Below are 26,152 nucleotides of genomic sequence, written 5' to 3'. Positions count from 1 at the left end.
GGCTTCTTTCCAGTTCATAAGCGATATATTACTCAGCTTAGACTTCTTTTAAGTCCACATTGTCTTGCTCAAAAATACGCTTATCGGTTTGACCTAAGACTTGGCTGGTCACGACACCTGCAGTCATCGAACCATTCACATTCAAAGCCGTACGACCCATATCAATCAAAGGCTCAATTGAAATGAGCAGTGCAACCAAAGTCACAGGCAAGCCCAACATCGGCAGGACAATCAGTGCTGCAAATGTTGCACCACCACCTACACCTGCCACCCCAATCGAGCTCAAGGTCACGACACAAACCAAAGTCAAAATCCAAAGCGGATCGAGTGGATTAATACCTACTGTCGGTGCGACCATAACAGCCAACATTGCAGGATATAGCCCAGCACAGCCGTTTTGCCCAATGGTCGTACCAAATGAGGCTGAGAAGCTGGCAATTGACTCAGGTACGCCCAGACGTCGTGTTTGTGCTTCAATATTTAAAGGAATACTGGCAGCACTTGAACGGCTGGTAAACGCAAAAGTCAGCACAGGCCAAACCTTTTTAAAGAACTGAATTGGGTTCATACCTGTGAGCGCCAAAATCACGGCGTGCACGATAAACATAATCGCCAAGCCGATATAAGACGCAACCAAGAAGCCACCTAAGTTTAAGATGTCCGCCATTTTAGAGTTGGCCACAATATTGGTCATGAGTGCGAACACACCGTAAGGAGTGAGCATCATAATCAAACGCACCAACTTCATGACCCACGCTTGCAAGATCTCAATTGCAGACAACAGCTTTTGCCCTTTCTCAGCATCCGCTTTCATTAGGTTCAAGCCTGCAATGCCTAAAAACACTGCAAAAATGACTACACTGATAATGGAAGTTGGATGTGCCCCTGTCAGCTCGGCAAAAGGATTGCTCGGAATAAATGACAGAAATAAATCAGGCACTTGCAAATCAGCCACTTGCCCGACATAGTCAGTTTGAATCGTATTTAAACGTTCAGTTTCTTGTGTCCCTTGTACCAAACCTGCCGCAGTTAAGCCAAACAAATTGGTCACCACCACGCCGACAAATGCAGCAATCGCTGTGGTAAATAACAAGGTTCCAATGCTAATAAAACTAATTTTACCCAATGAACCCGCATCGTGCAGCTTGATCACAGCGCCTAAAATGGAAACAAACACCAAAGGCATCACCACCATTTGTAGTAGTTTGACATAGCCTTTACCGACCAAATTAAACCACTGTACCGACTCTTGCAGTACAGGCGAATGCGTACCATAAAACCCATGTAAAGCGAGACCAAAAACAATACCGAGACAGAGACCTGACAGTACTTTCTTCGCTAAACTCCAATCGGTTTTACGGGTTTGGCCCAGTAAAAAAAGCAATGCAATAAAAATGATGACATTGACGATTAAGGGGATATTCATATTGTTTCCCTAAATGATGCTGTCATAATTATAAATCAAAATTTAAACGGGCTTACTGTTTTGCGCCATATTCCACGCTGAATGTACAAATTTAGACTGAATTGGCAGTTTTAGAATGTGGTATAAAGCATTTAAACGGCTGTTAAAGTGTTCTTTTACATGAATCAATCTCTGCTTAATCCTCACATTCTGCCCGTCCCTTTAGAAAAAGCATATCGGCTACTCAACCACGGCCCAACTGTGCTGGTTTCCAGTCAAGATGATGAAAGCACCGATGTCATGGCAGCGGCTTGGGCTTGCGCCCTAGAGTTTAGCCCCGCCAAAGTGACGGTCGTACTCGATAAATCTACGAAAACCCGCAGTATCATTGAAAAATCAGGTCTATTTGCGCTGCAAGTCCCTACATTTAAACAGTTAAAAATGGTCTACGCACTTGGCATGATCAGTCAATATGATGCGCCTGAAAAGTTACGTCAGTGTGGGGTCGAACTTTTTCAGTTTGGTCACAGCCCTATCCCAGTGGTTGAAGGCTGTAGCGCATGGATTCTGTGTGAACTGATTCCTGAACCGCATAATCAGCAACAGCATGACTTGTTTATTGGCAAAGTCATTGCCGCTTATGCAGATGATCGCGTTTTTAGAGATGGGCATTGGTACTACCATGAAGCCGCAGAGGAATGGAAAAGTATCCATCATGTTGCAGGCGGACATTTTTATACCATTGGTGATGCAGTGGATATCAATACACTTAAAGACACTGAGTAAATTGGCTTCACCTTTACTCCGCTCGACTAAAGGCGAACATTACTCGATTGTTTTATTGTAAATTTCACCTTATAGTTCAAGTGTGTTTTTTAAACAAATAGTCAAATGATGATGAACAGGACGTTCTCGAGCACCGTACAACTGAGTCTCTTTCTCTGCCTGAGTATGTGCTTGGGAATTGGCATCTTACGTTTTTCTTATACCGCTCTACTGCCGTCCACTCGCGAAGCCTATGAATGGTCACACAATTTCGCCAGCCTACTCGGTAGTGCTAATCTGCTGGGCTATCTGATCGGCGCGTTCTGGGCGATGAGGCTGCCACAAAATGCAAAAATGCCGATCTATATCATTTTTGCTGCGTTGTTTGGTTCAATCAGCCTATTTGCCTGTGCATTTGCACATTTTAATGAAGTTTGGTATTTGGTGTGGCGCATCATTTCAGGTATCAGCGGTGGTTTGCTGATGATTCTATCGCCCAGCATTGTGGCGCAGTACAGTGAGTTACAGCACCGTTTTAAAATTAATCTAATTGGATTTAGCGGAATAGGAATTGGTGTATTGGCAGCCACGCTGTTTATGCCGTATTTAGACCGCATTGCCATCACCAGCGCATGGTTCATTCTCTGTGGCTTTGCATTTGTCATTACATGGTAATTATGGACACTGGTTCGTCCTTTCCAAAAGCAACTGCACAGTATTCCTACAAGCCAGCCCCAGACTCATACAGTGAATAAAATTTACTATAGCTTACTCATTGTGTATGCCTGCAGCGCCTTTGCGTATATTCCCCATTCTTTGTTTTGGATTGATTATTTAAGCCATGTTTTAACGCTAAATTTATATTGGATCAATTTTAACTGGATTTTATATGGCCTAGGCAGTGCTCTAGGTGCTGCAACAGCTTATGCTTTAGCACGTAAATTTGGCAACTTTCTGGCTTTAAAGATTTTATACAGTGTCTATATTGCGGCAGTGTTTATTGCAGTTCTGAGTTTTTCGCCTGTATTTACGCTCCTGTCTTCATTTCTCACAGGTCTACTGAACCCTGCAGTGGTCTTTCTCACCTCCTACACCATCTTACAACTCTACGGCTTGGCCTATAAAAAACTGTGGAGTATGGCAACACTTAGCTTTGCAACGGTACAGCTGGTTGGTGGTTTAAGTTTTAGTACCTTGCAGCATTTGGGTTGGTCATATCACTTTCAGTTTATGCTTGCTGCTGGAGTCCTCGGTTTAGGAACACTGCAATTGTTTTATTTTACCCGTACGACATCCACCTCCAATCCAACCAGTAAAAAGAAGGCCTTTTAAGCCTTCATATTAAAGAGAATCAAAAAAGTAACCTACTTGCGTTAGTAGGTTACTTTATAGAGGGTCGTCCATGTTAAATACGTGTGATATTTTAACTTACCCCTAAATATTACAAATGAACGATGTAAGAATAAGAAAAAAATTGATGAACCATCTATGAGCAAAACAATGAATGCATTCGAACTTTTACAACTGTAGATCAAAACTTGGCTATTTCAATGCATTTAAAGTTAAATACGGATAAGGATTCACAGCTCCTTTTCCAGTCCTATAAATTCCATAGTGCAAATGTGGTGGCGTATTCTTAGCATTGCCCGTGTTTCCGACATAGCCCAATACCTCTCCCACTTCAACCCAATCCCCCGTTTGAATATCAGGCGCATAAGCATCTAAATGTGCATAGTAGTGACGGCTTAAGTTAGGTCCCATCACCCACACCACTTGTCCACCTAGACTATTGATCCCAACATCCAATACAATGCCTGATGTGGCGCTTAAGACTGGTGTTCCGCGTTTAGCGAAGATATCAATACCTTGATGTTTTCGTCCCTGCCCACGTGCAGCCCCCCAAGTGTCCTGTATCTGCTTGTGGCTTACTCCTTCTACAGGCACATTTAAATTTTTCGCTAAAGGCGTCTTATATAACTGCCAATATAAATAGGGGTAACTCAAACCCGCTGCTTCACCCGAAGCCGGTGGCTGACATCCACTCATCAGCAGATTTGTACTTAAAATAGCTCCACTCAGAACTAAACGAGACATGATTCAACTACTCAGCTAATTTTTAGATATGCAAATAAGATAAAGTTACTTATTCATACTAAATGCTTCATATATTGAAAGATATCTTATATATGTAACGGCAAAGCCCTCATATAAAATGAGGGCTTTTCTTCAAATAAACTACGTAAAACTACTTACGCTTCTTCAGTTTTTTCTCTAAGGCTTTCAGCTTAGACTGATGCTTAGAAATCTTTTTTAAACGAGCTTTGATCTTCTGTTTTAATGTTTTCACAACATTATTCGACATAGAGTCCTCCTGTTAGTCCAATTCCTTTTGCGTGATTCCTCCGTGCTGTGTTTTAAGATAAATTCATTAAATCACGACAACTTTAACGTTGCTGATTTGGATTCTGTTGGTTTTGGTTCGGTTGTTTTTGCTGGCCTTGATTTGGCTACTGTTGCTGTTGTTGCTGATCTGGCTTTTGTTGCGGTTGATTGGGTTGCTGTTGACGCTGCTGCTGATTTTGTTGATTAGCCACGAGACTACTCCTTTGATCATCTGCCGTAACATTCGACAAAGACCACCATACAACACTGGCTCAAAAACCCAAGCTATAAGCTGTATCAAAGTACTTCAATGTAATGACAATTCTAATTTCCCTTTATAAATCAAACTATCGTGTTGTTAGACTGTACTTTCACTCACCTAAAGCACGAATGTCTTAACCTAGTCTTACATTGCAAACATATTTCAATAGCTATTTTCAACTTATAAAAAGAAAACCGCAACAAGTGCGAGTTTTCTTACAGTCTGTTCAATTAAGACTTATTCCATATTGGCAATAATAGCCTCACCAAACTCTGAACAACGTAATAAGGTTGCATTCGGCATTAAACGCTCAAAATCATAAGTGACCGTTTTCGCCTCAATTTCTCCTGAAATACCTTTAATAATCAAATCTACAGCTTCTACCCAACCCATATCCCGTAGCATCATTTCAGCAGAAAGAATAATAGAACCTGAATTGACTTTATCCTGACCAGCATATTTTGGTGCTGTTCCGTGCGTGGCTTCATAAACAGAAATCGCCCCACCAATATTCGCACCCAGCGCAATACCAATCCCTCCGACTTCAGCAGCCAGCGCATCAGAAATATAGTCACCATTCAGGTTTAGAGTCGCAATCACTGAGTAATCTGCAGGACGCATTAAAATCTGTTGCAAGAACGCATCGGCAATCACATCTTTTATAATGATGTCTTTACCATTTTTCGGGTTTTTAATTTTTATTCAAAGAGCGAATATCCCCACGTTTAAAGCTATCGCTAAAGAATACGTTCAAGAAAAGATGGAATAAAATCTGAGGACTATATTGCACGCTTTAACAACTCAATGGAAAAGGATGTCTACAAAGCCTTTGGCAATAAACCAATTAAAGACGTTAGCTCAGCAGATATCTTATCCATTATGAAGAACACCGTTGAACGTGTATTAAACCAAGGAAAGCATGGTACAGGTGAATCTGCAGCTAACATTAATCGTAGATTTATTGGTTTAGTTATGCGTTATGCAATTGTGACTCTTCGTGTTGAGAATGATCCCACCTATGCTGTAAGCGAAGCCATTGAGTCTCCTAAGATAGAACATGATCGACCATTCGAAAAGCATGAGAAGAATGCTCTACGAGAAAAGATTGACATTTATGGTGGTTCTACAACGGTCAAGAATGCATGTTTGGCAATGCTCTATTCTACGCTCAGAACTGTTGAGATTAGAAAAATGGAATGGAACTTTGTGGACTTTAAAGAAAGGATTATCAAATTCCCAAAAGTTTCAAAACGCTTAAAACAAGAACGTACAATGAAGAAAAATAGAATTCATATCGTTCCCATCTCTGATCAACTGCTTAATATCTTGAATGAACAGTATGCTTTTACTAAAGACCAAAAATATGTATTCCCTTCTCCACAAAAAAGAGACTGCATGATCTCTAGAACTACACTAAACAAGATGCTGACTTATATCGGCTTAAATCAAGTAACAGCTCATGACATCAGAGCTACAGCATCAACCGAATTAAATAGCCTTCGCTACAATTCTGACTGGATCGAAACACAACTTGCACATGCTGAAGCAAATAAAACACGGGCAGCATACAATCATGCCAAGTATTTAAATGATCGTAGAAAAATGCTACAAGATTGGGCTGATATTATTGATAGTTGGAATGCATAAATTATGAAAGTATCACCCCCCTCATACAGTTACCCTTTATGCTCGCGCAAGCAATGAAAGCTAAATCCACACCAGTAATTGACTGGGAGTTATGCGGAAATTGGGACAAGGATAGAAAATATTGGTCTATCATTTTATGCTTTCTTCAAAAATAAAAACGATAAACCAGAACTATTGATGGAGACTACAAACTGATGGAACCTAAAGCACAAACTAGATCACTTTTGAGAAAGCAGTTAAGATTAGACAGCTTATTTTAAGTAAATCCTAATTATCGATCTACTGAAGTACAGTAACTAAATTATGAGAGCCAATGTATAACCCTCATTATTTAGTCTGCTGAATATAATATATTATATGGAATATTCTAATTTTAAATTACCACTTAACATTCAGTGACACCACACCATTTCTACCCTCGCCAATGCTCGCCCATGTACCACTTGATGCCCAATACTTTTTATTTAAAATATTATTCATATTGGCATTCAAAGTAGCATCATGCCCACCCAGATTAAATTGATATGCCAGTCCGCCATTGACTAAGATATATGATGGTATTTCTACTGTATTTGTATTAGCTGTATAAGAATCACCATTATATCTAACATTGCCATGTAAACTTAAGCCAGCAATACTATCTATTAAATACTCTCCATTTAAAGTACCAGTCCACTTTGCAACACCTGCTGGACGATTACCTATCAAAGCAATATTAGATGCACTAACCTTATCAATCTCTGCATCCATATACATCATACCCGCACCAATTTTTAACTTAGATGCAGGTTTAAAATTGGTGTTAAGTTCAATGCCATTGTAATTCGTTATGCCATCTTGACTTAAATAATTATTTGCATCTGTGATAGTTGCAGCACGTTGAATTTTAAAGATAGCAGCTGTTGCAGAAAATAGATTTGCATCATACTTAAGCCCTAATTCATATTGTTTACTAATCGTCGCATCTAAAACCTCTCCAGCATTCTTATAGGTTGAGCCTACAATCCCTCCATTCTCAAGACTCTCAACATAACTCAAATACGTCGTACTATTTTTTGTTGGTTTATATATCAATGCAAAAGTAGGTGTAGTTGCTTTTGTGCTATACCCCGAATTTGATGCTGGATTATAATCAAGATCCTCAGAATCGTAATACGTATAACGAGCACCTAAAATGGCTTGAAATTTATCATTAAAATTCAAAGTATCGCTTATAAATGCATAGGATTGACTAATGTCAGAGCTTTTAGGTTTTAGTGAATAATCCTTAGGATGTGTAATTATATAATTCTGATTTTCAAAAATATTTCCAATATAGCCATCTGCTGTTAGACTACCATTCCAATAATAATTAGAATTTTGAACAGTGCTATTTGTATAACCTAAACCCGTGTTTAGTTCATGCTTAACACTACCTGTTGAAAAATTCCCTGCAAGAACAATCTGATTAATAAAGCTTTTTTCAAGATATGCAAACTGATATAAACTTCCAGTGTAATCGCCTGATGTGTTGGTTAAATAATTAAAAACAAGATTGGATTGCTGTAGTTTACGCGTATATCCAACTTGATAATCAAGTGACCAATCTGGATCAAATTGCCAATTTATTGCTGTATTAGCGGTAAATAACTTAGTCTTATAAAATGAATTATCGACGATTAACTTATCATAGTCATACGTAGCTTTAGGCAAACCATCTGTTAATTTACTTAAAGAAAATATTGGTGGTTCATGTTCAGTTTTCTTATCTTCATAAGAAATATTTGCTTTCCAGGTTAGGTTATCTGAGATTTTCTTATCTAAAGCTAATGATGCTATGAAACGATTTTGATCACTGCCATTATATGCTTCGCCTTTCTCCCCTCCAAGAGTAACCCTATAGTCCATATCAATAGCATCTACATGATCGCTATGATCAACCAAAACATTAAATAATGTTGGATTACGGTAGCCAACCGTAATATCAGTTTCAGGATTTTCTTTAGCACGTTTTAATTGATAACTGATGGCACCACCTGGTGAGCCAAACCCATACATAAATCCTGTTAACCCCTTCAGTACAGTAACACTATCGGCAAACTCTGCTGGGTAGTCACCACCCCAATTGAGACTCATCGGCATTCCATCAATATAAAAGTTTTTTACTCCTAAACCGCGAACTGATGTGCCCCACCAGTTAGTAGCTTTTGCTGCACTTTGACTATAGACAGCAGGATCATTAATAAATATTTGACCAACAGTATCAGCACCTCTTTTTTCTATATCGCTGCTATCGACCACTGTAATAGAAAATGGTGTATCTAAAATTGATTTGTTACCCAGCACACCAGTTTGTGTTTTTTTACTTAAATTAGAAGTCGATTCCTGAGCTTTTAAATTAATGACAGGTAAGGTCTCAGGAGAATTGTTATCTTGAACTGTATCAATCGTATTCTGTTCGGCAAAAGATGGATGTATAAAACAAATATTTGTAATTAATATTATTGAGTAAGCTAAAGGCTTCATTTTCATTTTTGAATTATTCACGATCAATATTTACCTTTTGTGTCCATTGGAGAGATTTGACTACCTAATTGCCGCATGTATAGTACAAAAACAAACACCAAACGTAAATGATTTTTATTCTCATTTTATAATTAATACAGCCTCCTAAGCCGAATCAAAAATGAGAGACTGGAAGCCCTCACTTGAGAGCTTTTTTTACAACTATAGAAATCACCAAAAAATACGTTCCAGCCCACTAAGCACTAGAACATATATAACTAAGACATTGATACTTATATTAAAGTTTCAAGAGTTTCATATAAGTGCTATTATGTTAAATGGGGCTTCAAAAGCCACTCATGAATTACATTAATTTGATGTTGTATAGCATCTATTAAATGAGGCGAATTTTCGATTGTCCATGTTTCATCGCACCAGTCACAAGCATCATAGAGGTCACCTATCCATTCCGGATAGTAAGCTATGCTATTTTTAAGTCCTCGTGGAGCATCAAGGAATCCACTTTCTAAATTACTAAAAATTGTACATAGTTTAAGAGGGCTTAAATTACCATTTTTATAGTCAGCTAAAACATCTAAAAAGAAATTAGCTGCCATTATTTCAGCCTCTAAACAATTAGATGAAAATTCAGAATCTTTTGCCTGTATTACATTAAGTAATAGTGGTTCATAGTTAGGATATAACTCTAGTAGTTCAACAGGAATACTTTCATTTTTATCAACGTATTCAATTAATTTTTTTATCGTTTCTGAGTGAGAATATTCTCCATAATAAAGTTCTATATATAACGCTTTTAATGTCATTGATTAGTCCAAATGATTCTTTATTTTCTCTAAAATTAGCATAATACACTGATACGAAATTAAAAATGGGAGCTAAAAGCTCCCATTTTTAGATTCTAGGTGAACATAAGTTAAATACATTCAAATTTCCATTCTTATAAAGTATTATTAATAATCTAACGAATTAAATATTATTTCGATTCAAAGGCAGAAAATGAAATTTTTCAAACTTATCGCTATTACTTTTGGGTTGGTCTTTTCCATGGAAATCTTAGCGAATCCAACGTTCTCAGATGATTTATTAAGAGAAGCTGAAAATGGTGATGTGTTGGCACAATATAACCTTGGATGGATGTATGACAATGGTGAAGGTGTTATACAGAATTATGAAAAAGCATTTGAGTGGTATAGCAGGGCAGCTAATCAAAGGTTTGCAATGGCACAGTATAATCTTGGACTGCTGTATCAGAATGGTCAAGGTGTAGAAAAAGATGATCAAAAAGCATTTGGACTATACAGTTTAGTAGCTAATCAAGGATTTGCGATGGCACAAAATACCCTTGGGTTGATGTATTATCGCGGTCAGGGTGTAGCGCAAGATAATAAAAAGGCATTTGAGTGGTATGAAAAATCAGCTATACAGGGAGATGATCTAGCACAGACTAACCTTGCCTTGATGTATGACAATGGCGAAGGTGTTGTACAAAATTATGAAAAAGCATTTGAATGGTATAGCAAGGCGGCTAATCAAGGTAATGCTCAGGCACAGTATAATCTTGGATCACTGTATCAGAATGGTCAAGGTATAGGAAAAGATGATAAAAAGGCACTTGAGTGGTATAGAAAAGCCACTAATAATGGGCACTCACAAGCGAAATTAGTACTTGCAGAACTTTAAGTTATTCTAAAATTAACATAATGCACGTTATACGAAATAAAAAAGGAAGGAAAGGCTGTGGGAGATTTTTTAATATTTATTGGACTAATCATCAGTATTGTAGGGACGTTTATTGGTCCTCATGTATTTCGTGAAAAAGTAAATAATCATATGGATGCAAAGGCAGCAAGCTTCTTAGGAATGTTACCTGGTGTCTTAGTTATGTTTGTTGGTTCTTTCTTTAAATAAAAACCCTATAGCCATCAAGTATATCTTTAGAGTGAATAGCCACCGATTTTGTAGACACCTTTTAGTTAGTGGTTGGACTACCACCACTCTCCTAGACAAATTTAGTCTATTCTTAAGACCTTTTTAGTAGGAAGCTATGTATTCATAGCTAGGTTCATGGACCAAATATTTTATAAATTGTTGTTTTAGCAACCTAAGTATTTAAATTTATTATTTATTAAAAATTAATTTAATTGTGAACTAGATTCTAGGTGAACATAAGCAACTGTTAGCTATTGGAAAAGATAAGTTTTACAACATGATTAATGCAGGAGATATCCAGCAACCAGTTAGACTCTCTGATAAGGATGTGTTCTAGTATTCCTCCTACGTTAAGAATAAAGTTGAGGAGCATAAGCCTAAATCTGATATAGTAGCCCACAATTTAGTGGGCATTTTATTCCTAATTTTCACCCTACCTCATCCAAAACGGGTACTTAAACGGGTAATCAGGAAACCACATCAGAATTAATTGATATATTTTAGTAGGTTATAATGAAAATCGTCATCTTGAATAAACCCTATGACGTCCTCTCCCAGTTCCGTAAAGATGAAGCACATATGACGATGTCTGACTTTGTCAGCGACTCGACTTTGCGCTTGGCTGGCCGTTTGGATATGGACTCTGAAGGCTTAGTATTTTTAACTGACCATGGTGGTTTAAACCAATACATTACCAACCCTGCCAATAAAAAATTTAAAACCTATTTGGTTCAGGTCGATGGTGATGTCACTGAAGAAGCCCTTGAGCAGTTGCGTAAAGGTGTGGAACTTAAAGATGGTATGACTTTACCTGCTGAAGCATCTAAAGTTGAACAACCTGAATGGTTATGGGAACGTGATCCTCCTGTACGTTTTCGTGCATCCGTGCCGACATCTTGGGTTGAAATTTCAATTTGTGAAGGCCGTAACCGCCAAGTACGTCGTATGACTGCTGCTGTAGGTTTTCCTACTTTACGTTTAATCCGTACTAAAATTGGTGCAATTGATTTGGTTCAAATGGGTTTACAACCAGGCGAAACCAAAGAAATCGAGCCACTTTTATACCCTGACTTTCAAAACATTCCTGCTGAAGAACCTTACCGTTCACGCTCTTATGTAAAAAAACCGGGTGGTACAGGCGGTAAGCCTATGGTTCGTAAGAACAAAGATGGTTCTGTGAAAAAGTCAGGTACAAAGCGTATTTGGCAAATGGACGAAAGCGAGAAGCCAAAACGTAAAACCAATGGTACTACTCGCCCCAATACGAAAGCGCCACGTGGTCGCGGACGTAATGGTCGTTAAGATTTGATTGTTTTAAAGCCCACGAAAGTGGGCTTTTTATCATAAATATCTAAACAATAATCTTATCTCTTTATAATATTTACTCGCTCTGTTTCCCATGAATCTTCAATAAAATATACCTCAATTTCATAATGCTCTTTTATTTGAGCGTTGAATTTATTTGCACAAATAAGAGTAAACTCAACATTTAAAAAATCTAAATTTTTAGATAGTTTAACCAGATCAGGTTCAAGATAAATTACTACATTAATGACTTCATCTACAAAAATTCTTTCACTTATCAAAAATTTTTTATTGTTTACTTCTATCCTAATATCTAAAGCTTCCCCAATACCTTTATTAAATATTTTGAGGTTTAAACTACATAAATTATTGACTTCGTTTTCTTCCTCTGAGTATCCCCCAGAGTATATTTCACACTCACATGAGCTAATCAATAAATTGGGATTGGAGGCATAATTGATTGCATCAAATTGTTTTTGCTGAATTTCTGCTAATTCAGTTTATTGCTTAACACTTTCTCGCATTTCCTCAATTTGCAAATTGAGCGCCTTTTCTTGTTGTTCCAAAGCTCTCGTGTTTTGATCTAACTGCTTACCTTGCTGGATATAACCTAAAATCAACCAAAGAAATGCAATAGGTGCAAAAACACCTGCAAGGAAATCACCTAATTCATTGAGTGATTCTGGTGATTTCAAACTTCCAAATATCCAAGTTAAGCCAATCCCACCCAACCAAATGACTGTAATTGCTATAACCCTATTCAAATTTTTCTTATTCATCTTTTTAGCCATTTGAAATATTTTTTAGTATAAAAAAAGCCGATGTTTTCACATCGGCTTTTTTTACTTCATCGGCAAATTTACCGATTTAGTTTTGACTTAGATCGCTTCAAGTACTGCATTCAAAGTCGTGCTTGGACGCATTACAGCATTTACTTTAGCAGTATCTACAGCATAGTAACCACCGATGTCCGCAGCTTGACCCTGAACTTGAGAAAGCTCAGCAACAATCTTATCTTCATTTTCAGCAAGCGCTTTTGCAAGAGGAGCGAACTTCGCTTTCAAGTCAGCATCTTCGTCTTGAGCTGCTAAAGCTTCAGCCCAGAACTTCGCTAAGTAGAAATGACTGCCACGGTTATCAATCTCACCAGTACGGCGTGATGGAGACTTATCATTATCCAGTAACTGGCCTGTCGCTTGGTCTAAAGTCTTCGCAAGAAGTTTTGCTTTCGCATTATCTTCTTTAATACCCATCTCTTCTAGAGATACAGCAAGTGCCAAGAATTCACCTAAAGAATCCCAACGTAAGTGGTTTTCTTCAACAAGCTGCTGTACGTGTTTAGGCGCTGAACCACCCGCACCAGTTTCGTACATACCACCGCCCGCCATAAGCGGAACGATAGACAACATCTTCGCAGATGTACCAAGCTCCATAATTGGGAACAAATCAGTGAGGTAGTCACGCAGAATGTTACCCGTTACAGAAATCGTATCTAGACCACGTGCAACACGTTCAAGTGTATAACGCATCGCGCGGACTTGAGACATAATTTCAATGTCTAAACCAGTTGTGTCATGATCTTTCAAATACGTTTGTACTTTCTTGATCAGTTCATTTTCGTGTGGACGGTATGGGTCAAGCCAGAAGATCGCAGGCATACCTGAGTTACGCGCACGTGTTACTGCCAGTTTCACCCAGTCACGGATTGGTGCATCTTTCACCTGACACATACGCCAGATGTCACCCTCTTCCACGTTCTGAGACATCAACACTTCGCCAGTTTCTAAGTCAGTGATGTTTGCAACACCTGCCTCAGAGATTTCAAAGGTCTTGTCGTGTGAACCGTATTCTTCCGCTTTTTGCGCCATCAAACCAACGTTCGGCACTGTACCCATAGTACGTGGGTCAAAGTTACCATTCCACTTACAGAAATTGATCATTTCTTGGTAGATACGTGCGAAAGTTGACTCAGGCATGACTGCTTTACAGTCATAAGGTTTGCCGTCAGCGCCCCACATTTTACCGCCACCACGGATCATTGCAGGCATAGAAGCATCCACAATTACATCGTTTGGTGAATGGAAGTTCGTGATGCCTTTCGCAGAATCAACCATTGCAAGTGCTGGACGGTGTTCTTGGCAAGCGTGTAAGTCTTCGATGATTTCTTCACGTAACGATGTCGGTAAAGTTGCAATCTTCTCGTAAAGACCCGCCATACCGTTGTTAACGTTAATACCTAGCTCATCAAATAATTTACCGTGTTTTTCAAAAGCATCTTTGTAGTAAATTTTCACACAGTGACCGAAAACGATCGGGTGTGAAACTTTCATCATGGTTGCTTTCACGTGTAAAGAGAACAAAATGCCTGCTTCTTTACAATCATCAAGTTCTTTTTCATAGAAATCGCAAAGCGCTTTCTTGCTCATAAACATTGAATCAATGATTTCGCCATCTTGAAGCGCAACTTTTGGCTTAAGAACGATGGTTTCACCAGACTTTGTCACGAGTTCCATTTTCACATTGCGGGCACGGTCTAAAGTCATTGATTTTTCACCATGGTAGAAGTCACCTTCATCCATGTGAGAAACGTGAGTTTGAGACCATTGCTTCCACTCGCTCATAGAGTGCGGGTGTTTTTTCGCATAGTTCTTAACAGCAGCAGGCGCACGACGGTCAGAGTTACCTTCACGTAATACTGGGTTCACTGCTGAACCAAGACATTTACCATAGCGTGCTTTAAGCGCTTTTTCGTCTTCAGTAGTAGGGTTTTCTGGGTAATCAGGAATCGCGTAGCCTTTTGATTGAAGCTCTTTGATACATGCTGTTAGCTGAGCAACAGAGGCACTAATATTTGGCAGTTTGATGATATTAGTATCAGGATCTTGTGTAAGACGACCAAGTTCTGCAAGATTGTCTGGAACTTTTTGTTCTTCTTTTAGGTATTCAGAAAATTCTGCGAGAACACGTGCGGCAACAGAGATATCAGTTTTAACGATCTCTACACCAGCAGGTTTAGTAAAGGTCTCAATGATCGGCAGTAGCGAGTAAGTCGCTAGCAATGGCGCCTCGTCGGTCAGTGTGTAAATGATGGTTGACTTTCCACCAGCCATATATAGCCCCTTGCGTTAGATTGAGTTTTTTAGGGTGATGAGCTTCTGGCTCAGCCCCTGCGAACCGATGTGCTTGAATAAAACCCTGAAAGTATCGGCTTTCATTGCTTTTCAGTCAACGTAATATCCTGTGATAACGACATTTCGAAAAAAAATGATGCTGAATATTTACTCTAATCCTTCCTGTTTTCCGCAAACGCTCTACAATCTTCTGGAAAATTGACAACAAGATCCCTAAAACAGTGCGAATTTAGAGAAAAATAGAATCACTTGCTTCATTATAGAGCTTAGACTCGCAAACTCGATGAAGAAAAAAGCCAAAAATTTATTTCTTATTAAACCAATTTTACATTTTTTAAACCTATGATTTTTATGACTTTGGTTAAACTTAATACTTTTATGCAACATTAAGGATCAATTAGATGATGAAAATACTCCTTCCTCTCATTGGACTTGGTTTTTCTTCATTATGTTTTGCACAGAACCCATTAAGTGTACACGTACTGAATTTAGAAAATGGTTTACCATCAGCTAATGTCAAAGTAACGCTTGAAGCACAACAAAATGATAAATGGACTGAAATCAATTCAGCGGCAACGGATGATCAAGGCCGTATCAATGATTTATACCCTAAAGATACCAGTCTACAAAAAGGTGTCTATAAAGTTACTTTTAAAACAGGTGATTGGTTTCGTCAAAAAAATCAGCGCTCTTTTTTTCCAGAAGTGCCTGTTGTCTTTGTGATTGATGGCTCATTGGATCATTATCATATTCCATTATTGATCAGTCCGTACGGTTATTCAACTTATCGTGGTAGTTAACATTCACAAACGAAAAAATATAAAAAACCGATGTCTAAACATCGGTTTTTATCTCAACAGAATGACAAATAAAGTAGGTTAAGCATTAAAGCTTGAGCCACTTTTCTGCTTTCGCTTGGTCTTCGACTTTCAATTCAACTTCGGTCAGTTCTGAACCAGCAGCTTTTACATCAAAGCTCAGCAACTCATCACGGCGGAATGCCAGAATGCTATAGGTATCGTCTTGCTTGGCATATTTTTCTACCAATTTCACCGTTGCTTTGAGACCATCAATCGCAATGATCACATCATGGGCAGAAAGACCAGCTTGAGCAGCAGAGCCATCACGACGCGCACTTTGCACCAACACACCCTCTGGCTTATCTACAAGCTTTAAACCCAACGGTAATGACTTATCATTTTTCAGGCTATAGCTTAAACCAAACTCAGGGAAAAGCTGATCGAGCGGCAACTCATCTGTGGTGTTAATGAGGTGATTGATTTGCTCAATCCAGTTATCACCTGTGAGTTCATTACACAATTCAACAATCGTACGCTCATGTACTTGTATGCCCTTTTGCGCGTTTTCATAAAGTTTACGCATAAGCGAGTCTAGACTTGAACCACGTAACCGTAAACCCAAGTCTAAGCATAGGGCAACCAAACAACCTTTGTTGTAATAGCTGGTGCCTGCATTGTTCGAGTTTTCATCCTGACGGTAAAATTTCACCCATGCATCAAAGCTAGACTCAGACACAGACTGAACAAAACGACCTGGATTTTGTAAATAACGATCAATCTGAATTTTGAGTAGTTTGATATATGAGGCTTGAGAAATCACACCGCTACGCAGCAAAATCAGGTCATCATAATAAGACGTGAAACCTTCAAAAATCCAAAGCAAAGAGGTATAGCCTTCTTTGTTTAAATCATAATTGACAAAGTTTTCAGGACGAATGAATTTGACCAACCATGAGTGGAAGTATTCATGACTACATAAACCTAAGAAACGTTGATAGTCTTCAGATGGTTCTTCAGGCTCATTAACTTTGGGCAAGTCTTCACGTGGACTAATCAAACTGGTTGAATTTGGATGCTCCAAACCACCATAACTATTTGCTGTAGCCATCGTCATAAAGGTGTAGTTTGCAAATGGCGCTGAGCCAAACATTGAGATTTCTGTTGCGCAGATTTTTTCAATGTCTTGCTGCATACGTGCAGCATTCATGGCATGTTTGCCTGACACTACAAACTCGTGTGGAATGCTATTGGCTTCAAAAGCAAAACGAGTCTGCTCTGCCAACTCAAATGGTGCATCAATTAGCTCAGCATAGTTTTTGGCTTTTAAGGTAAAACGACCTTTAACAAGGCTTTTTGAAGCCATACCTGTCGCTAATTGGAAGTGTTTCAGCTCATCAGGAAGGAACAGTTCAACTTCAACAGCTTTATCCTCTTGACCTTCCAGACCTAAACATGCACATGCAGGATTGACATATAAACGGGTTTGATCTACATACGCACCGCGCACCGACAGATCATAAGCATATACATCATATTCAACCGTAATCAATTCATGATCGGTATTAAAAAGACGCCATTTATTCTTTTCAAATTTTTGGATTTGTAATAACCGCCCTTCTTCATCATAAGCACGAACAGATTCAATATGCTTTGAAAACTCACGAATGAGGTAACTACCCGGAATCCAAGTCGGTAATGAAAGTACCTGTGTTGGGTCTGCTACAAAACGTAAAGTCACGTGTATAAGGTGCTGACGATAATCGTCAAATTCGATCTGATAATGCAACATAATGGGCAATACAAAATAAAATGAAATGAGTTATAACTTAGCTTATCATTATTTAAGCCAGTTTTGCGTCACAGTCACATTTGTCTGCATTTTTGACTGGTCATTGGCGAAAAAAAGGCATAGCATTTGCAGCTGTTTTCGGTTTAAAAGTCACGGAATGGCTTAGTTAGGGAATTTCATTGAAAGCTGTCATCTACTTTATCGCTACACTCTTCGCCTTGTGTTCAAGTTTCACTCAAGCCGCATTGCTCAACATTGTTCCTGAAACAGTTGAAGCTCAAGCTTGGACCGTTTTTGACAGCCAATCAGGGCAAGTCATTGCAGAACACAATAGTCATGTGCAGCGTGCTCCCGCTTCGCTCACCAAAATGATGGTTGCCTACATTGCACTGAAAGAAATTAATGCAGGAAAACTAAACAAAAGCGAAATTCTTACCGCGACACCTGTGGTTAGTACGGTGATGTGGGATGAGTCGCAAATGTATTTAAAACAAGGTGAACAGATTTCAGTTGATCAGCTTTTAGCGGGTTTAGTGGTGATGTCGGCCAATGATGCAGCGGTGACTTTGGCAGAACGTATTTCTGGTGATATTCCTCACTTTGTGGCACGAATGAACCAAGAAGCCAAAGCACTGGGAATGACTGAAACACATTTTCAGAACCCAGCAGGTATTACCATGCCCGAACACTATTCGACTGCACATGACTTAGCGCTGTTAGGTCAAGCCTTAGTGAATGAAACACCCGACTATTTGTACTATTCAAAACAGCAAAGTTTTAGTTATAACCAACGCTTTCACCGTGCGACCAATCTTCTGTTAAAACAAGACCCAACAGTCGATGGCTTAAAAACGGGTTATACCAAAGCAGCGGGATATAACCTAGCCCTAACAGCGAACCGCCCAACAATGAACCCTGAAAACCCAAACCGTCGTTTGGTGGTGATTGTATTAGGAACGCAAAGTGCAGCAAAACGTGCAGAGGTTGCGCACAATCTCATGAATTTGTCTTATACCTACACACGCAACGAAGTTGCGCTGAAGGATAAACAAATCATTGCGGAACTTCCCGTTGTCAAATCAACTTTGAAAATTTTCAAAGTCGAAAGCAAACAACCGAAAATTGTGACCACATCATTGTACGATCAACCTTATGCAATTGATTTACATGCCTTTGATCAAACCAATCAACGTATTATGCTCAATACAGGCAATGGTACAATCCAACCGATCGCACCTTTAGAATCGACTAAAACACATTTTAATATAGAAGTTTTACAGAACAAACTAACCGCACCACTTGCAGAAGTAATGCAACTGGCTAAAGTTCAGGTTTATCAAAATAACCAGCTTATTCAAACTTTTACTATAGAAGATGACGTACATATTGAAGAAGCCAATATTTTCCAGAGACTCATGATCTGGTTCAAAAGCTTGTTTCCATTTTTATCAAGCGATGAACCTCAGGCCAAAACCTATACTCTAGGCTAGGTTTAAAACATATCTTGAGTTTTATACTTTATGTAACTTGTAAGACAATCTAATTATCATTAAATCAAGAAGATGGCATATTCAATGTCATCTTCTTTTTTTTTAATAATAAAATAGGTTGCTTCATATGGCTGTACAAACAGAACAAGTGCCACACCATATTGTCATTATTGGTGGCGGTGCAGGTGGTCTAGAGTTAGCAACACAACTCGGAGACAGCTTAGGAAAATCCAAACAAGCAAAAATCACCCTTGTCGATCAAAACCTGACGCATATCTGGAAACCGTTATTACATGAAATTGCGGCTGGTACACTCAACCCTAGTGTTGAAGAAATCAATTACTTTGCCCATGCCTCTAAACATCATTATGAGTTTGTTTTGGGTCGTTTTGTCGGCTTAGACCAAGAACATAAACAAGTAAAACTTGAAGCACGCCAATATGCCAAACAAAGCAGTGAAACCACGCAGTTTGCACTCAACTACGACAGCTTAGTCCTTGCAGTTGGTTCGACCTCTAACGACTTTGCGACCGAAGGCGCTAAACATTACTGCCATTTCCTCGACAGTCGCCAACAAGCTGAAATTTTCCAGCAAGACCTTCTACATTTGTATTTAGATGCACAAAACCGTCCCGAAACACGTGCACTCAATATTGCTATTATTGGTGCAGGTGCCACAGGAGTTGAGCTTGCTGCCGAATTGGTCCATGCGAAAAGCACCTTTTTTAAATACGGTCTCAATAAAATTGACCCAAACAAAGTGAAAGTCACCTTGATTGAGGCAGCGGATCGTCTTCTTCCCGCCCTATCCACCAAAATGGCAAATCACACTCATGCGCAATTGGAAAAGCTTGGTGTTGAAGTCCTCACTCATCACCGTGTTGCAAAATTAGACAAAGACCATATTTATTTTGCCGATGGTCAACAAATTGATGCTGATTTAAAAGTTTGGGCGGCAGGTATTCAAGCACCTCAAGTTTTAAATAGCCTTGAAAGTTTCCAAAAAGACAAGATTGGTCGCTTAATCGTCTACGCGACATTGCAAACTCGTACTGATCCCAATATTTTTGCCTTTGGAGACTGTGCGCACTGCCAACCTGCTGCCGATGAGCCAGTCCTTGGCCCACGCGCTCAAGTGGCTAGTCAACAAGCTGCCTTTTTGGTTCGAGCGCTCAAAGCGCGCATTCATGGTCAGTCTTTGCCGATGTTTAAATTTTCTGACAAAGGTTCTTTGGTTTCCCTCAGCCAATATAAAGCAGTCGGCGAACTCCTTGGACAAGTCAATGTGCAAGGCGTGCTGGCAAAATCCATGTATGTTTCTTTATATCGACTCCATCAAGCGACCCTACATGGTTATACTCAAGCTGGATTAATGACCGCAAAGGATCTGATGAATAAAAAAGTCGGTCCAAAAATAAAATTGCATTGAAATCTAAAAATGTGTCCCCACTAATAAAAAAACGCCATAAGAACGTGGAAAATGCAGTTTTTTACTAAATTTAGTCTACAAAAGCTGCTTTTCACTTTATGATATACCCCTTAAATTCTAAATGAATGGACGAAAAACATGACTGCTATCGCAAATGATCACGTGGTTTCTTTCAACTACAAATTGACTAACGCAGAAGGCGAAACGCTAGACCAATCACAAGGTGAACCACTTGCATATTTGCACGGCGCAGGTAACATCATCCCAGGTTTAGAAAATGCATTGCTAGGCAAAACTGTAGGTGAAAAATTCACTGTTACTGTTCCTGCTGCTGAAGGTTATGGCGAATACAACCCTGAACTTGTTCAAGAAGTTCCAGCGCAAATGTTCCAAGGCGTTGACAACATCCAAGCGGGTATGCAGTTCCAAGCTCAAACTGATGATGGCGTTCAAATCGTCACTGTAAAAGCAGTTGAAGGCGAAAACGTAATTGTTGATGCGAACTTCCCACTTGCTGGTCAAGACTTAACTTTCGAAGTTGAAATCGTAGAAATCCGCGATGCAACTGAAGACGAATTACAGCACGGCCATGCGCACGGTGCTGGTGGTCACCATCACTAAGATTTAACACGCTTAGAAAAAAGGCGGAAGTTAAACTTCCGCCTTTTTTATTTTGAATACTTAGTCATTCGCGACGTATTTCAAAAGCGGTAAATGATTGCTGTTCTGAAGCCAGTTCTACGATGACTACATCCTTGACTAACGCATGAGTTGGCCCGACTTTAGCAAAATTCACCAGTTCGGCAACCGTACCATCATCACCCAAAAGCAATGCTTCAACTGCACCTGAATCCAGATTCAGTACATAACCCTTTAAACCTAAAGCAACAGCATGTTGTGCAAACCAACGTCGATATCCGACACCCTGAACTTTTCCCGATATAGTCAGTTTTACTGCTTTCATACCGTATACTCTCGGTTCACGACCGTATAAATAGCCTGACTCATGTGCTGTGCTTGTAAACCACGCTCACCTTGCTGAGCCAAGAGGTCGCCTGCTTGGGCATGTAAAGTCACAATTTGATGTAACGCAATGTCATCTTGCAACTGTGCTTTTAAACTGGCAATCATGCCTGTCAATACATCCCCCATTCCACCTGTCCCCATCCCTGGATTACCTGCGGTACAAATCCAAAGTTGCGTATCTAAAATCAAGCTTCCCGACCCTTTCAGCACCCATTGCCCTGCATATTTTTCTTGTAAGGCATAAATAGCTGCAATGCGGTCAGATTCTACCGCCAAAGTAGTTATGCCCAGTAAAGTCGCCGCTTCTCCCGGATGCGGTGTTGCGTAGACCTGTTTACCAAGCTTTACTGGCTTTGAGGCCAAAAACCATAAGGCATCTGCATCTAGCACCACCTGTAAAGCACTGATCTGAATGAGTGGAAACCATGCCTCAAACTGCTGTTGAGCCCACGAGTCTCGTCCCAACCCCATACCAAAACTGACTGCATCCACATGTGCCAGCAACGCTTCACGTTCTTGGAGCGACATTTGGTTAATATCGCGCAGCATAATATTCGGTGCACGGGCTAAAATTGCAGTATGGTGTTTTGCATCACACACCACCGTCACCTTACCTGCACCCGCATGAAAGGCAGCTTCTGCAGCCAGCATCACTGCACCGCCCATCTGTGCATGCCCTCCAATCACGAGTACATGCCCATAACTTCCTTTATGCCCAAAGGCTTGACGCCGTTCAAGCTGCACATGCTGTGGAGCAAGTGACGCTAAAGGCTTTAATTCGCTGTCTACTGGAAGCAGTGAAATAAGCATGACTTCCCCCGCAAAAGCCTTCCCCTGTCCAGTAAATAAACCTGCCTTTAAACCGAGAGCCGTAAAAGTATAATCAGCGACAATAGCACAAGGTAAAGCCTGCCCCGTGTTGGCATGTAAACCACTCGGAAGGTCGATGGCAATTTTTAAACCTGCTTGTCTATTGATTTTCTGAATCACTGCTTGCCAGTCTGAACTGAGTTCACGGTTTAAACCAATCCCAAACAAAGCATCAATATACGCATCATAAGCACGTTGAAAAGCAAAGCCTGTATGAATCACTATCCCCTGTTGCACAGCCGTTGCATGTGCTTGTTGCAGTGATGTAGATGCACCCAAAGCCGCTGCATAAATTTCAACATCATAACCTTGCGCGGCTAGATACGATGCAATTAAGTAACCATCACCTGCATTGTTGCCTTGACCACAACACACCGCAACACTTTTGACTTGCTGCTGTTTAAGCCTAGGAAGCACCTGCTCAGTTGTTGACCATGCGACTTGTTGCATCAACCCATAAGCACTATTTTGCTGCGCAAACCAACGCCCTTCCCATGCTTGAATCTCACTGCTGTGGTACACTTGCTGATGCATGATTTTTCCTTTGTTCTTGGTTATGACAACACTCATATCTTCCTCAAAAATCCCTGTAGATCAATATGATCCAGAGCAAATTAAGGCTTGGATTAAATCTGAAGCGCTGGCTTTGGGGTTTTCTGATTGTGTCATCGCCAAACCAGATGCTCAAGTTGAATTGCCGCGTTTTAAAAAATATTTAGAGCTTGGTTATCATGGTGACATGCATTTTCTTGCTGAAAACTTAGAAAAACGTGCAGATCCGACCCTGCTTGTTCCAGGCACCAAAAGTATTATTTGTGTGCGTATGGATTATTTAGTTGCCGTGCCTGAACCCCGTCTTGTGCCTTTTGCACCAAATAGTGCCATTATTGCGCGCTATGCACGTGGACGTGACTATCACAAAGTCATGCGTGGACGTTTAAAGACCCTTTCGCAGAAAATCAAAGCCAAAGTGGGTGATTTTGAATCTCGCCCCTTTGCAGACTCAGCACCCATTTTTGAAAAATCATTGGCTGAAAATGCAGGTATGGGCTGGGTGGGTAAACACACCTTACTCATCCATAAAACATCAGGCTCATTTTTTGTCTTAGGCGAACTCTTTACCTCTTTAGAGTTACCTTTTGACCAAGCCACCACCAAACACTGTGGCTCATGTAGCGCATGTATTGATATTTGCCCGACTCAAGCGATTGTTGAACCTTATTTGCTAGATGCACGTAAATGCATTGCCTATTTAACCATTGAGTTCCAAGGCATTATCCCTGTAGAACTACGCCGTGGTATCGGCAACCGTGTGTTTGGTTGCGATGACTGTCAGCTCATTTGCCCATGGAATAGCTTTGCCAAAACCACGCCGATTGATGATTTTAACCCGCGTCATGGCTTGGATGACATCCAACTGCTTGACCTTTGGCAATGGGATGAAAGTACCTTTATGGCAAATACTGAAGGGAGTCCTCTGCGGCGAACAGGCTATCAAAGCTTTATGCGTAATGTTGCGATTGGTTTGGGCAACGCACCATTTTCGGATGAAATTTTGCAACAATTACACACTTCTCGCTCAGAGCTTAACGATATTGTGCAAGTCCATATTGACTGGGCCATCCAAGAGCAACTGATGAAAAAGTCGTAAAACTTGCTTCGAACACCCTCCATCCAAAAGGGTTTAATCAAACAGCCAGTTGCTTGCATAATTTTATCTATTTTATCTATTTAGCTGCATTTTCAACACATCCACAGATTCATAGAAATAGAATTTTGCAGCCAAATTTCGAGAAAAGTGCTCAACTTTGCAACTATTTCCATAATCTCATAAAAAGATAAAATTAGAAACATAATCGGGAGATACTATTAAAACTGAGCAATAATGCCTTTTAAGTTGGCACGTTAAATGTATGATGTATACAAGTTAGAATTAAAAATGGATCGCCATTATGAACCTACGCAATGATTGGACGCGTGAAGAAATCGAAGCTTTGTATGATCAGCCTTTTCTTGATCTCGTCTTTCAAGCGCAGACCGTACATCGCCAACATTTCCAAGCCAATACCATTCAAGTAAGTACTTTATTGTCGATTAAAACAGGCAAATGCCCTGAAGATTGTAAATACTGCTCTCAGTCAGCACGTTATGACTCAAAACTTGAAGCAGAAAAACGCATTGCTGTAGACAAAGTCATCTCTGAGGCAAAAGAAGCGTTAGCATCAGGCTCATCTCGTTTTTGTATGGGCGCAGCTTGGCGTAATCCACATGAGCGCGACATGCCTTATGTACTAGAAATGGTTAAAGAAGTAAAAGCACTCGGTTTAGAGACTTGTATGACTTTAGGGATGCTGAATGAGTCTCAAGCTGGACGTTTAAAAGATGCAGGTTTAGATTATTACAACCATAACCTCGACACTTCACGCGAGTATTATTCACATATTATTAGTACACGTACCTTTGACGACCGTTTAAATACCTTAGAATATGTCCGCCAAGCAGGCATGAAGGTGTGTAGCGGTGGTATTGTTGGTCTAGGTGAAAAGAAAGAAGACCGTATTGGTTTATTGCAAGAACTTGCAACAATGCCAATTCACCCAGAATCTGTACCTATCAACATGTTGGTTCCAATTGAAGGCACGCCATTGGCAGATGTCGAAAAACTCGATGTGACAGAATGGATTCGTACTATTGCTGTTGCACGTATTATCATGCCGCACAGCTATATCCGCTTGTCTGCAGGTCGTGAAGCACTTTCTGACTCAGACCAAGCGCTTGCATTTATGGCGGGTGCAAACTCATTGTTCTCGGGTGAGAAACTACTAACAACACCAAATGCAGGCGAAGGTAAAGACCGTCAACTGTTCAGCAAATTAGGTTTAGTGGCTGAAAAGCCAAAACCGACAGTGGCAGACCTGAGCCTAGATGCCATGGCAAGCTAATTCCCAAGATTTGCTAAGCACAAAAAAAGCCCCTTATTTCAATAAGGGGCTTTTTTAATCTCTATCTGTTTAACGTTCAGATGACTGAGCAAAATTATGTGCAGTAATTAAAATACCATAACTGGCATTCAGATAATCGCCTTGGAAGATCTCATCTTCACCATTGGCATGGCGTACAATTAATGTTTGGCGAATCGCATCATAGTGAAAAGAATCAAAACACTCTTGATGCTGACACAGCCAGCTTAAGGTATCACTCAAATTATCATCAACAATATAAGTCTGTGCTTGAAAATTTTTAGTCATCATCTAGGTACGCTAAACACTGTGATCAGGCTATTGTAAGCAATTTTGACTGCATTCAGTCAAACTAAGCCATAAAATATAGACATTAAAAAAGTGAGCCTGCGCTCACTTTTTTTACTTAATTTAGTCGGTTTTAGAATCCCCACACTTCCGGCATTCCATATGCTCC

The 26,152-nt window shown here is 39.8% G+C and carries 22 protein-coding genes and 4 pseudogenes; 14 read left to right on the top strand and 12 right to left on the bottom strand.

The genetic code is table 11. From position 1 onward, the window contains the following. Nucleotides 1-37: 37 nt before the first annotated feature. The gene (locus tag ACZ8ZH_RS07595; protein ID WP_119063383.1) at nt 38-1,426 is read right to left on the bottom strand and encodes an L-cystine transporter; all 1,389 of its coding nucleotides are present in this window, start codon (nt 1,424-1,426) and stop codon (nt 38-40) included. 159 nt (nt 1,427-1,585) lie between these two features. Between ACZ8ZH_RS07595 and ACZ8ZH_RS07590 the strand changes: the two genes are divergently transcribed. Continuing rightward, the gene (locus ACZ8ZH_RS07590; RefSeq protein WP_119063382.1) at nt 1,586-2,191 is read left to right on the top strand and encodes a flavin reductase family protein; all 606 of its coding nucleotides are present in this window, start codon (nt 1,586-1,588) and stop codon (nt 2,189-2,191) included. Between the two features lie 108 nt (nt 2,192-2,299). Beyond that, nucleotides 2,300-3,502: pseudogene (locus tag ACZ8ZH_RS07585) on the top strand (YbfB/YjiJ family MFS transporter). A gap of 210 nt (nt 3,503-3,712) precedes the next feature. On the opposite strand, the gene ACZ8ZH_RS07580 reads toward ACZ8ZH_RS07585, so the two are convergent. Beyond that, nucleotides 3,713-4,264, bottom strand: coding sequence for a M23 family metallopeptidase (locus ACZ8ZH_RS07580; protein WP_086210205.1), 552 nt, complete (start codon nt 4,262-4,264; stop codon nt 3,713-3,715). A 310-nt stretch (nt 4,265-4,574) separates the two neighbouring features. Between ACZ8ZH_RS07580 and ACZ8ZH_RS07575 the strand changes: the two genes are divergently transcribed. Further along, a complete protein-coding gene (locus ACZ8ZH_RS07575; protein ID WP_470247896.1) occupies nt 4,575-4,760 on the top strand; it encodes a hypothetical protein in 186 nt (61 codons plus the stop codon). 291 nt (nt 4,761-5,051) lie between these two features. Here ACZ8ZH_RS07575 and ACZ8ZH_RS07570 read toward each other — a convergent pair. Next, nucleotides 5,052-5,516 (bottom strand): annotated as a pseudogene (locus tag ACZ8ZH_RS07570) (isocitrate/isopropylmalate family dehydrogenase); the annotation flags it as partial. Between the two features lie 19 nt (nt 5,517-5,535). On the opposite strand from ACZ8ZH_RS07570, the pseudogene ACZ8ZH_RS07565 reads away from it, so the two are divergent. Together ACZ8ZH_RS07565 and ACZ8ZH_RS07560 are read left to right on the top strand one after the other, a co-directional pair. Beyond that, nucleotides 5,536-6,461 (top strand): annotated as a pseudogene (locus ACZ8ZH_RS07565) (tyrosine-type recombinase/integrase); the annotation flags it as partial. A gap of 78 nt (nt 6,462-6,539) precedes the next feature. After that, nucleotides 6,540-6,732 (top strand): annotated as a pseudogene (locus ACZ8ZH_RS07560) (DUF6500 family protein). A 107-nt stretch (nt 6,733-6,839) separates the two neighbouring features. On the opposite strand, the gene ACZ8ZH_RS07555 reads toward ACZ8ZH_RS07560, so the two are convergent. Beyond that, nucleotides 6,840-8,987 carry a TonB-dependent siderophore receptor gene (locus ACZ8ZH_RS07555; protein ID WP_162900255.1) on the bottom strand — a complete coding sequence of 716 codons (2,148 nt, stop codon included), beginning with the start codon at nt 8,985-8,987 and terminating at the stop codon, nt 6,840-6,842. A gap of 287 nt (nt 8,988-9,274) precedes the next feature. Next, nucleotides 9,275-9,769, bottom strand: coding sequence for a hypothetical protein (locus ACZ8ZH_RS07550; protein WP_086210207.1), 495 nt, complete (start codon nt 9,767-9,769; stop codon nt 9,275-9,277). 193 nt (nt 9,770-9,962) lie between these two features. Between ACZ8ZH_RS07550 and ACZ8ZH_RS07545 the strand changes: the two genes are divergently transcribed. The 3 genes from ACZ8ZH_RS07545 to ACZ8ZH_RS07535 all read left to right on the top strand — a co-directional run bounded on the left by ACZ8ZH_RS07545 (nt 9,963) and on the right by ACZ8ZH_RS07535 (nt 12,197). Next, nucleotides 9,963-10,646, top strand: a complete 684-nt coding sequence (locus tag ACZ8ZH_RS07545) for a tetratricopeptide repeat protein (protein WP_119063380.1) — start codon at nt 9,963-9,965, stop codon at nt 10,644-10,646. Between the two features lie 57 nt (nt 10,647-10,703). Then, nucleotides 10,704-10,874, top strand: coding sequence for a hypothetical protein (locus ACZ8ZH_RS07540; protein ID WP_162622360.1), 171 nt, complete (start codon nt 10,704-10,706; stop codon nt 10,872-10,874). Nucleotides 10,875-11,408: 534 nt separating this feature from the next. Next, nucleotides 11,409-12,197, top strand: a complete 789-nt coding sequence (locus tag ACZ8ZH_RS07535; protein WP_086210209.1) for a pseudouridine synthase — start codon at nt 11,409-11,411, stop codon at nt 12,195-12,197. Between the two features lie 62 nt (nt 12,198-12,259). Here the strand turns inward: ACZ8ZH_RS07535 and ACZ8ZH_RS07530 are convergent, their stop codons facing one another. The 3 genes from ACZ8ZH_RS07530 to ACZ8ZH_RS07520 form a co-directional block, all read right to left on the bottom strand. Further along, complete coding sequence (locus tag ACZ8ZH_RS07530) at nt 12,260-12,634, bottom strand: hypothetical protein (protein WP_119063379.1); 375 nt, start codon at nt 12,632-12,634, stop codon at nt 12,260-12,262. Nucleotides 12,635-12,700: 66 nt separating this feature from the next. After that, nucleotides 12,701-12,979, bottom strand: coding sequence for a hypothetical protein (locus tag ACZ8ZH_RS07525; RefSeq protein WP_119063378.1), 279 nt, complete (start codon nt 12,977-12,979; stop codon nt 12,701-12,703). Between the two features lie 99 nt (nt 12,980-13,078). Next, nucleotides 13,079-15,310 carry an NADP-dependent isocitrate dehydrogenase gene (locus ACZ8ZH_RS07520; protein WP_086210212.1) on the bottom strand — a complete coding sequence of 744 codons (2,232 nt, stop codon included), beginning with the start codon at nt 15,308-15,310 and terminating at the stop codon, nt 13,079-13,081. Between the two features lie 422 nt (nt 15,311-15,732). On the opposite strand from ACZ8ZH_RS07520, the gene uraH reads away from it, so the two are divergent. Further along, nucleotides 15,733-16,131 (top strand): hydroxyisourate hydrolase, encoded by a 399-nt coding sequence (uraH, locus tag ACZ8ZH_RS07515; RefSeq protein ID WP_086210213.1) that lies wholly within the window; start codon nt 15,733-15,735, stop codon nt 16,129-16,131. Nucleotides 16,132-16,216: 85 nt separating this feature from the next. Here uraH and ACZ8ZH_RS07510 read toward each other — a convergent pair whose 3' ends face one another. After that, complete coding sequence (locus ACZ8ZH_RS07510) at nt 16,217-17,920, bottom strand: M61 family metallopeptidase (RefSeq protein WP_119063377.1); 1,704 nt, start codon at nt 17,918-17,920, stop codon at nt 16,217-16,219. Nucleotides 17,921-18,099: 179 nt separating this feature from the next. Here ACZ8ZH_RS07510 and ACZ8ZH_RS07505 point away from each other — a divergent pair, with 179 nt between their 5' ends. From ACZ8ZH_RS07505 to ACZ8ZH_RS07495, 3 genes are all read left to right on the top strand, one after another. After that, on the top strand, nt 18,100-19,410 hold the full coding sequence (locus tag ACZ8ZH_RS07505; RefSeq protein WP_119063376.1) for a D-alanyl-D-alanine carboxypeptidase PBP6B: 1,311 nt from the start codon (nt 18,100-18,102) through the stop codon (nt 19,408-19,410). Nucleotides 19,411-19,537: 127 nt separating this feature from the next. Further along, on the top strand, nt 19,538-20,839 hold the full coding sequence (locus ACZ8ZH_RS07500; RefSeq protein WP_119063375.1) for an NAD(P)/FAD-dependent oxidoreductase: 1,302 nt from the start codon (nt 19,538-19,540) through the stop codon (nt 20,837-20,839). 138 nt (nt 20,840-20,977) lie between these two features. After that, nucleotides 20,978-21,460: an FKBP-type peptidyl-prolyl cis-trans isomerase gene (locus ACZ8ZH_RS07495; RefSeq protein ID WP_058951812.1), complete on the top strand. Its 483-nt coding sequence runs from the start codon at nt 20,978-20,980 to the stop codon at nt 21,458-21,460. A gap of 64 nt (nt 21,461-21,524) precedes the next feature. On the opposite strand, the gene ACZ8ZH_RS07490 is transcribed toward ACZ8ZH_RS07495, so the two are convergent. Beyond that, nucleotides 21,525-21,803: an acylphosphatase gene (locus tag ACZ8ZH_RS07490; protein WP_119063374.1), complete on the bottom strand. Its 279-nt coding sequence runs from the start codon at nt 21,801-21,803 to the stop codon at nt 21,525-21,527. Next, nucleotides 21,800-23,269: an NAD(P)H-hydrate dehydratase gene (locus ACZ8ZH_RS07485; RefSeq protein ID WP_119063373.1), complete on the bottom strand. Its 1,470-nt coding sequence runs from the start codon at nt 23,267-23,269 to the stop codon at nt 21,800-21,802. The genes ACZ8ZH_RS07490 and ACZ8ZH_RS07485 overlap by 4 nt, the downstream gene beginning before the upstream one ends. A gap of 22 nt (nt 23,270-23,291) precedes the next feature. Here ACZ8ZH_RS07485 and queG point away from each other — a divergent pair, with 22 nt between their 5' ends. After that, nucleotides 23,292-24,386, top strand: coding sequence for a tRNA epoxyqueuosine(34) reductase QueG (gene queG / locus ACZ8ZH_RS07480; RefSeq protein WP_119063481.1), 1,095 nt, complete (start codon nt 23,292-23,294; stop codon nt 24,384-24,386). Nucleotides 24,387-24,687: 301 nt separating this feature from the next. Beyond that, on the top strand, nt 24,688-25,677 hold the full coding sequence (gene bioB / locus ACZ8ZH_RS07475) for a biotin synthase BioB (protein ID WP_086210219.1): 990 nt from the start codon (nt 24,688-24,690) through the stop codon (nt 25,675-25,677). A 69-nt stretch (nt 25,678-25,746) separates the two neighbouring features. Here the strand turns inward: bioB and ACZ8ZH_RS07470 are convergent, their stop codons facing one another. Further along, nucleotides 25,747-25,983 carry a hypothetical protein gene (locus tag ACZ8ZH_RS07470; protein ID WP_086210247.1) on the bottom strand — a complete coding sequence of 79 codons (237 nt, stop codon included), beginning with the start codon at nt 25,981-25,983 and terminating at the stop codon, nt 25,747-25,749. Nucleotides 25,984-26,152 lie beyond the last annotated feature (169 nt).

This window comes from Acinetobacter sp. SW-226 (assembly GCF_055632855.1).
Note: the sequence above shows the minus strand (reverse complement) of the source record. Positions and strands in the feature narration are given on the sequence as shown.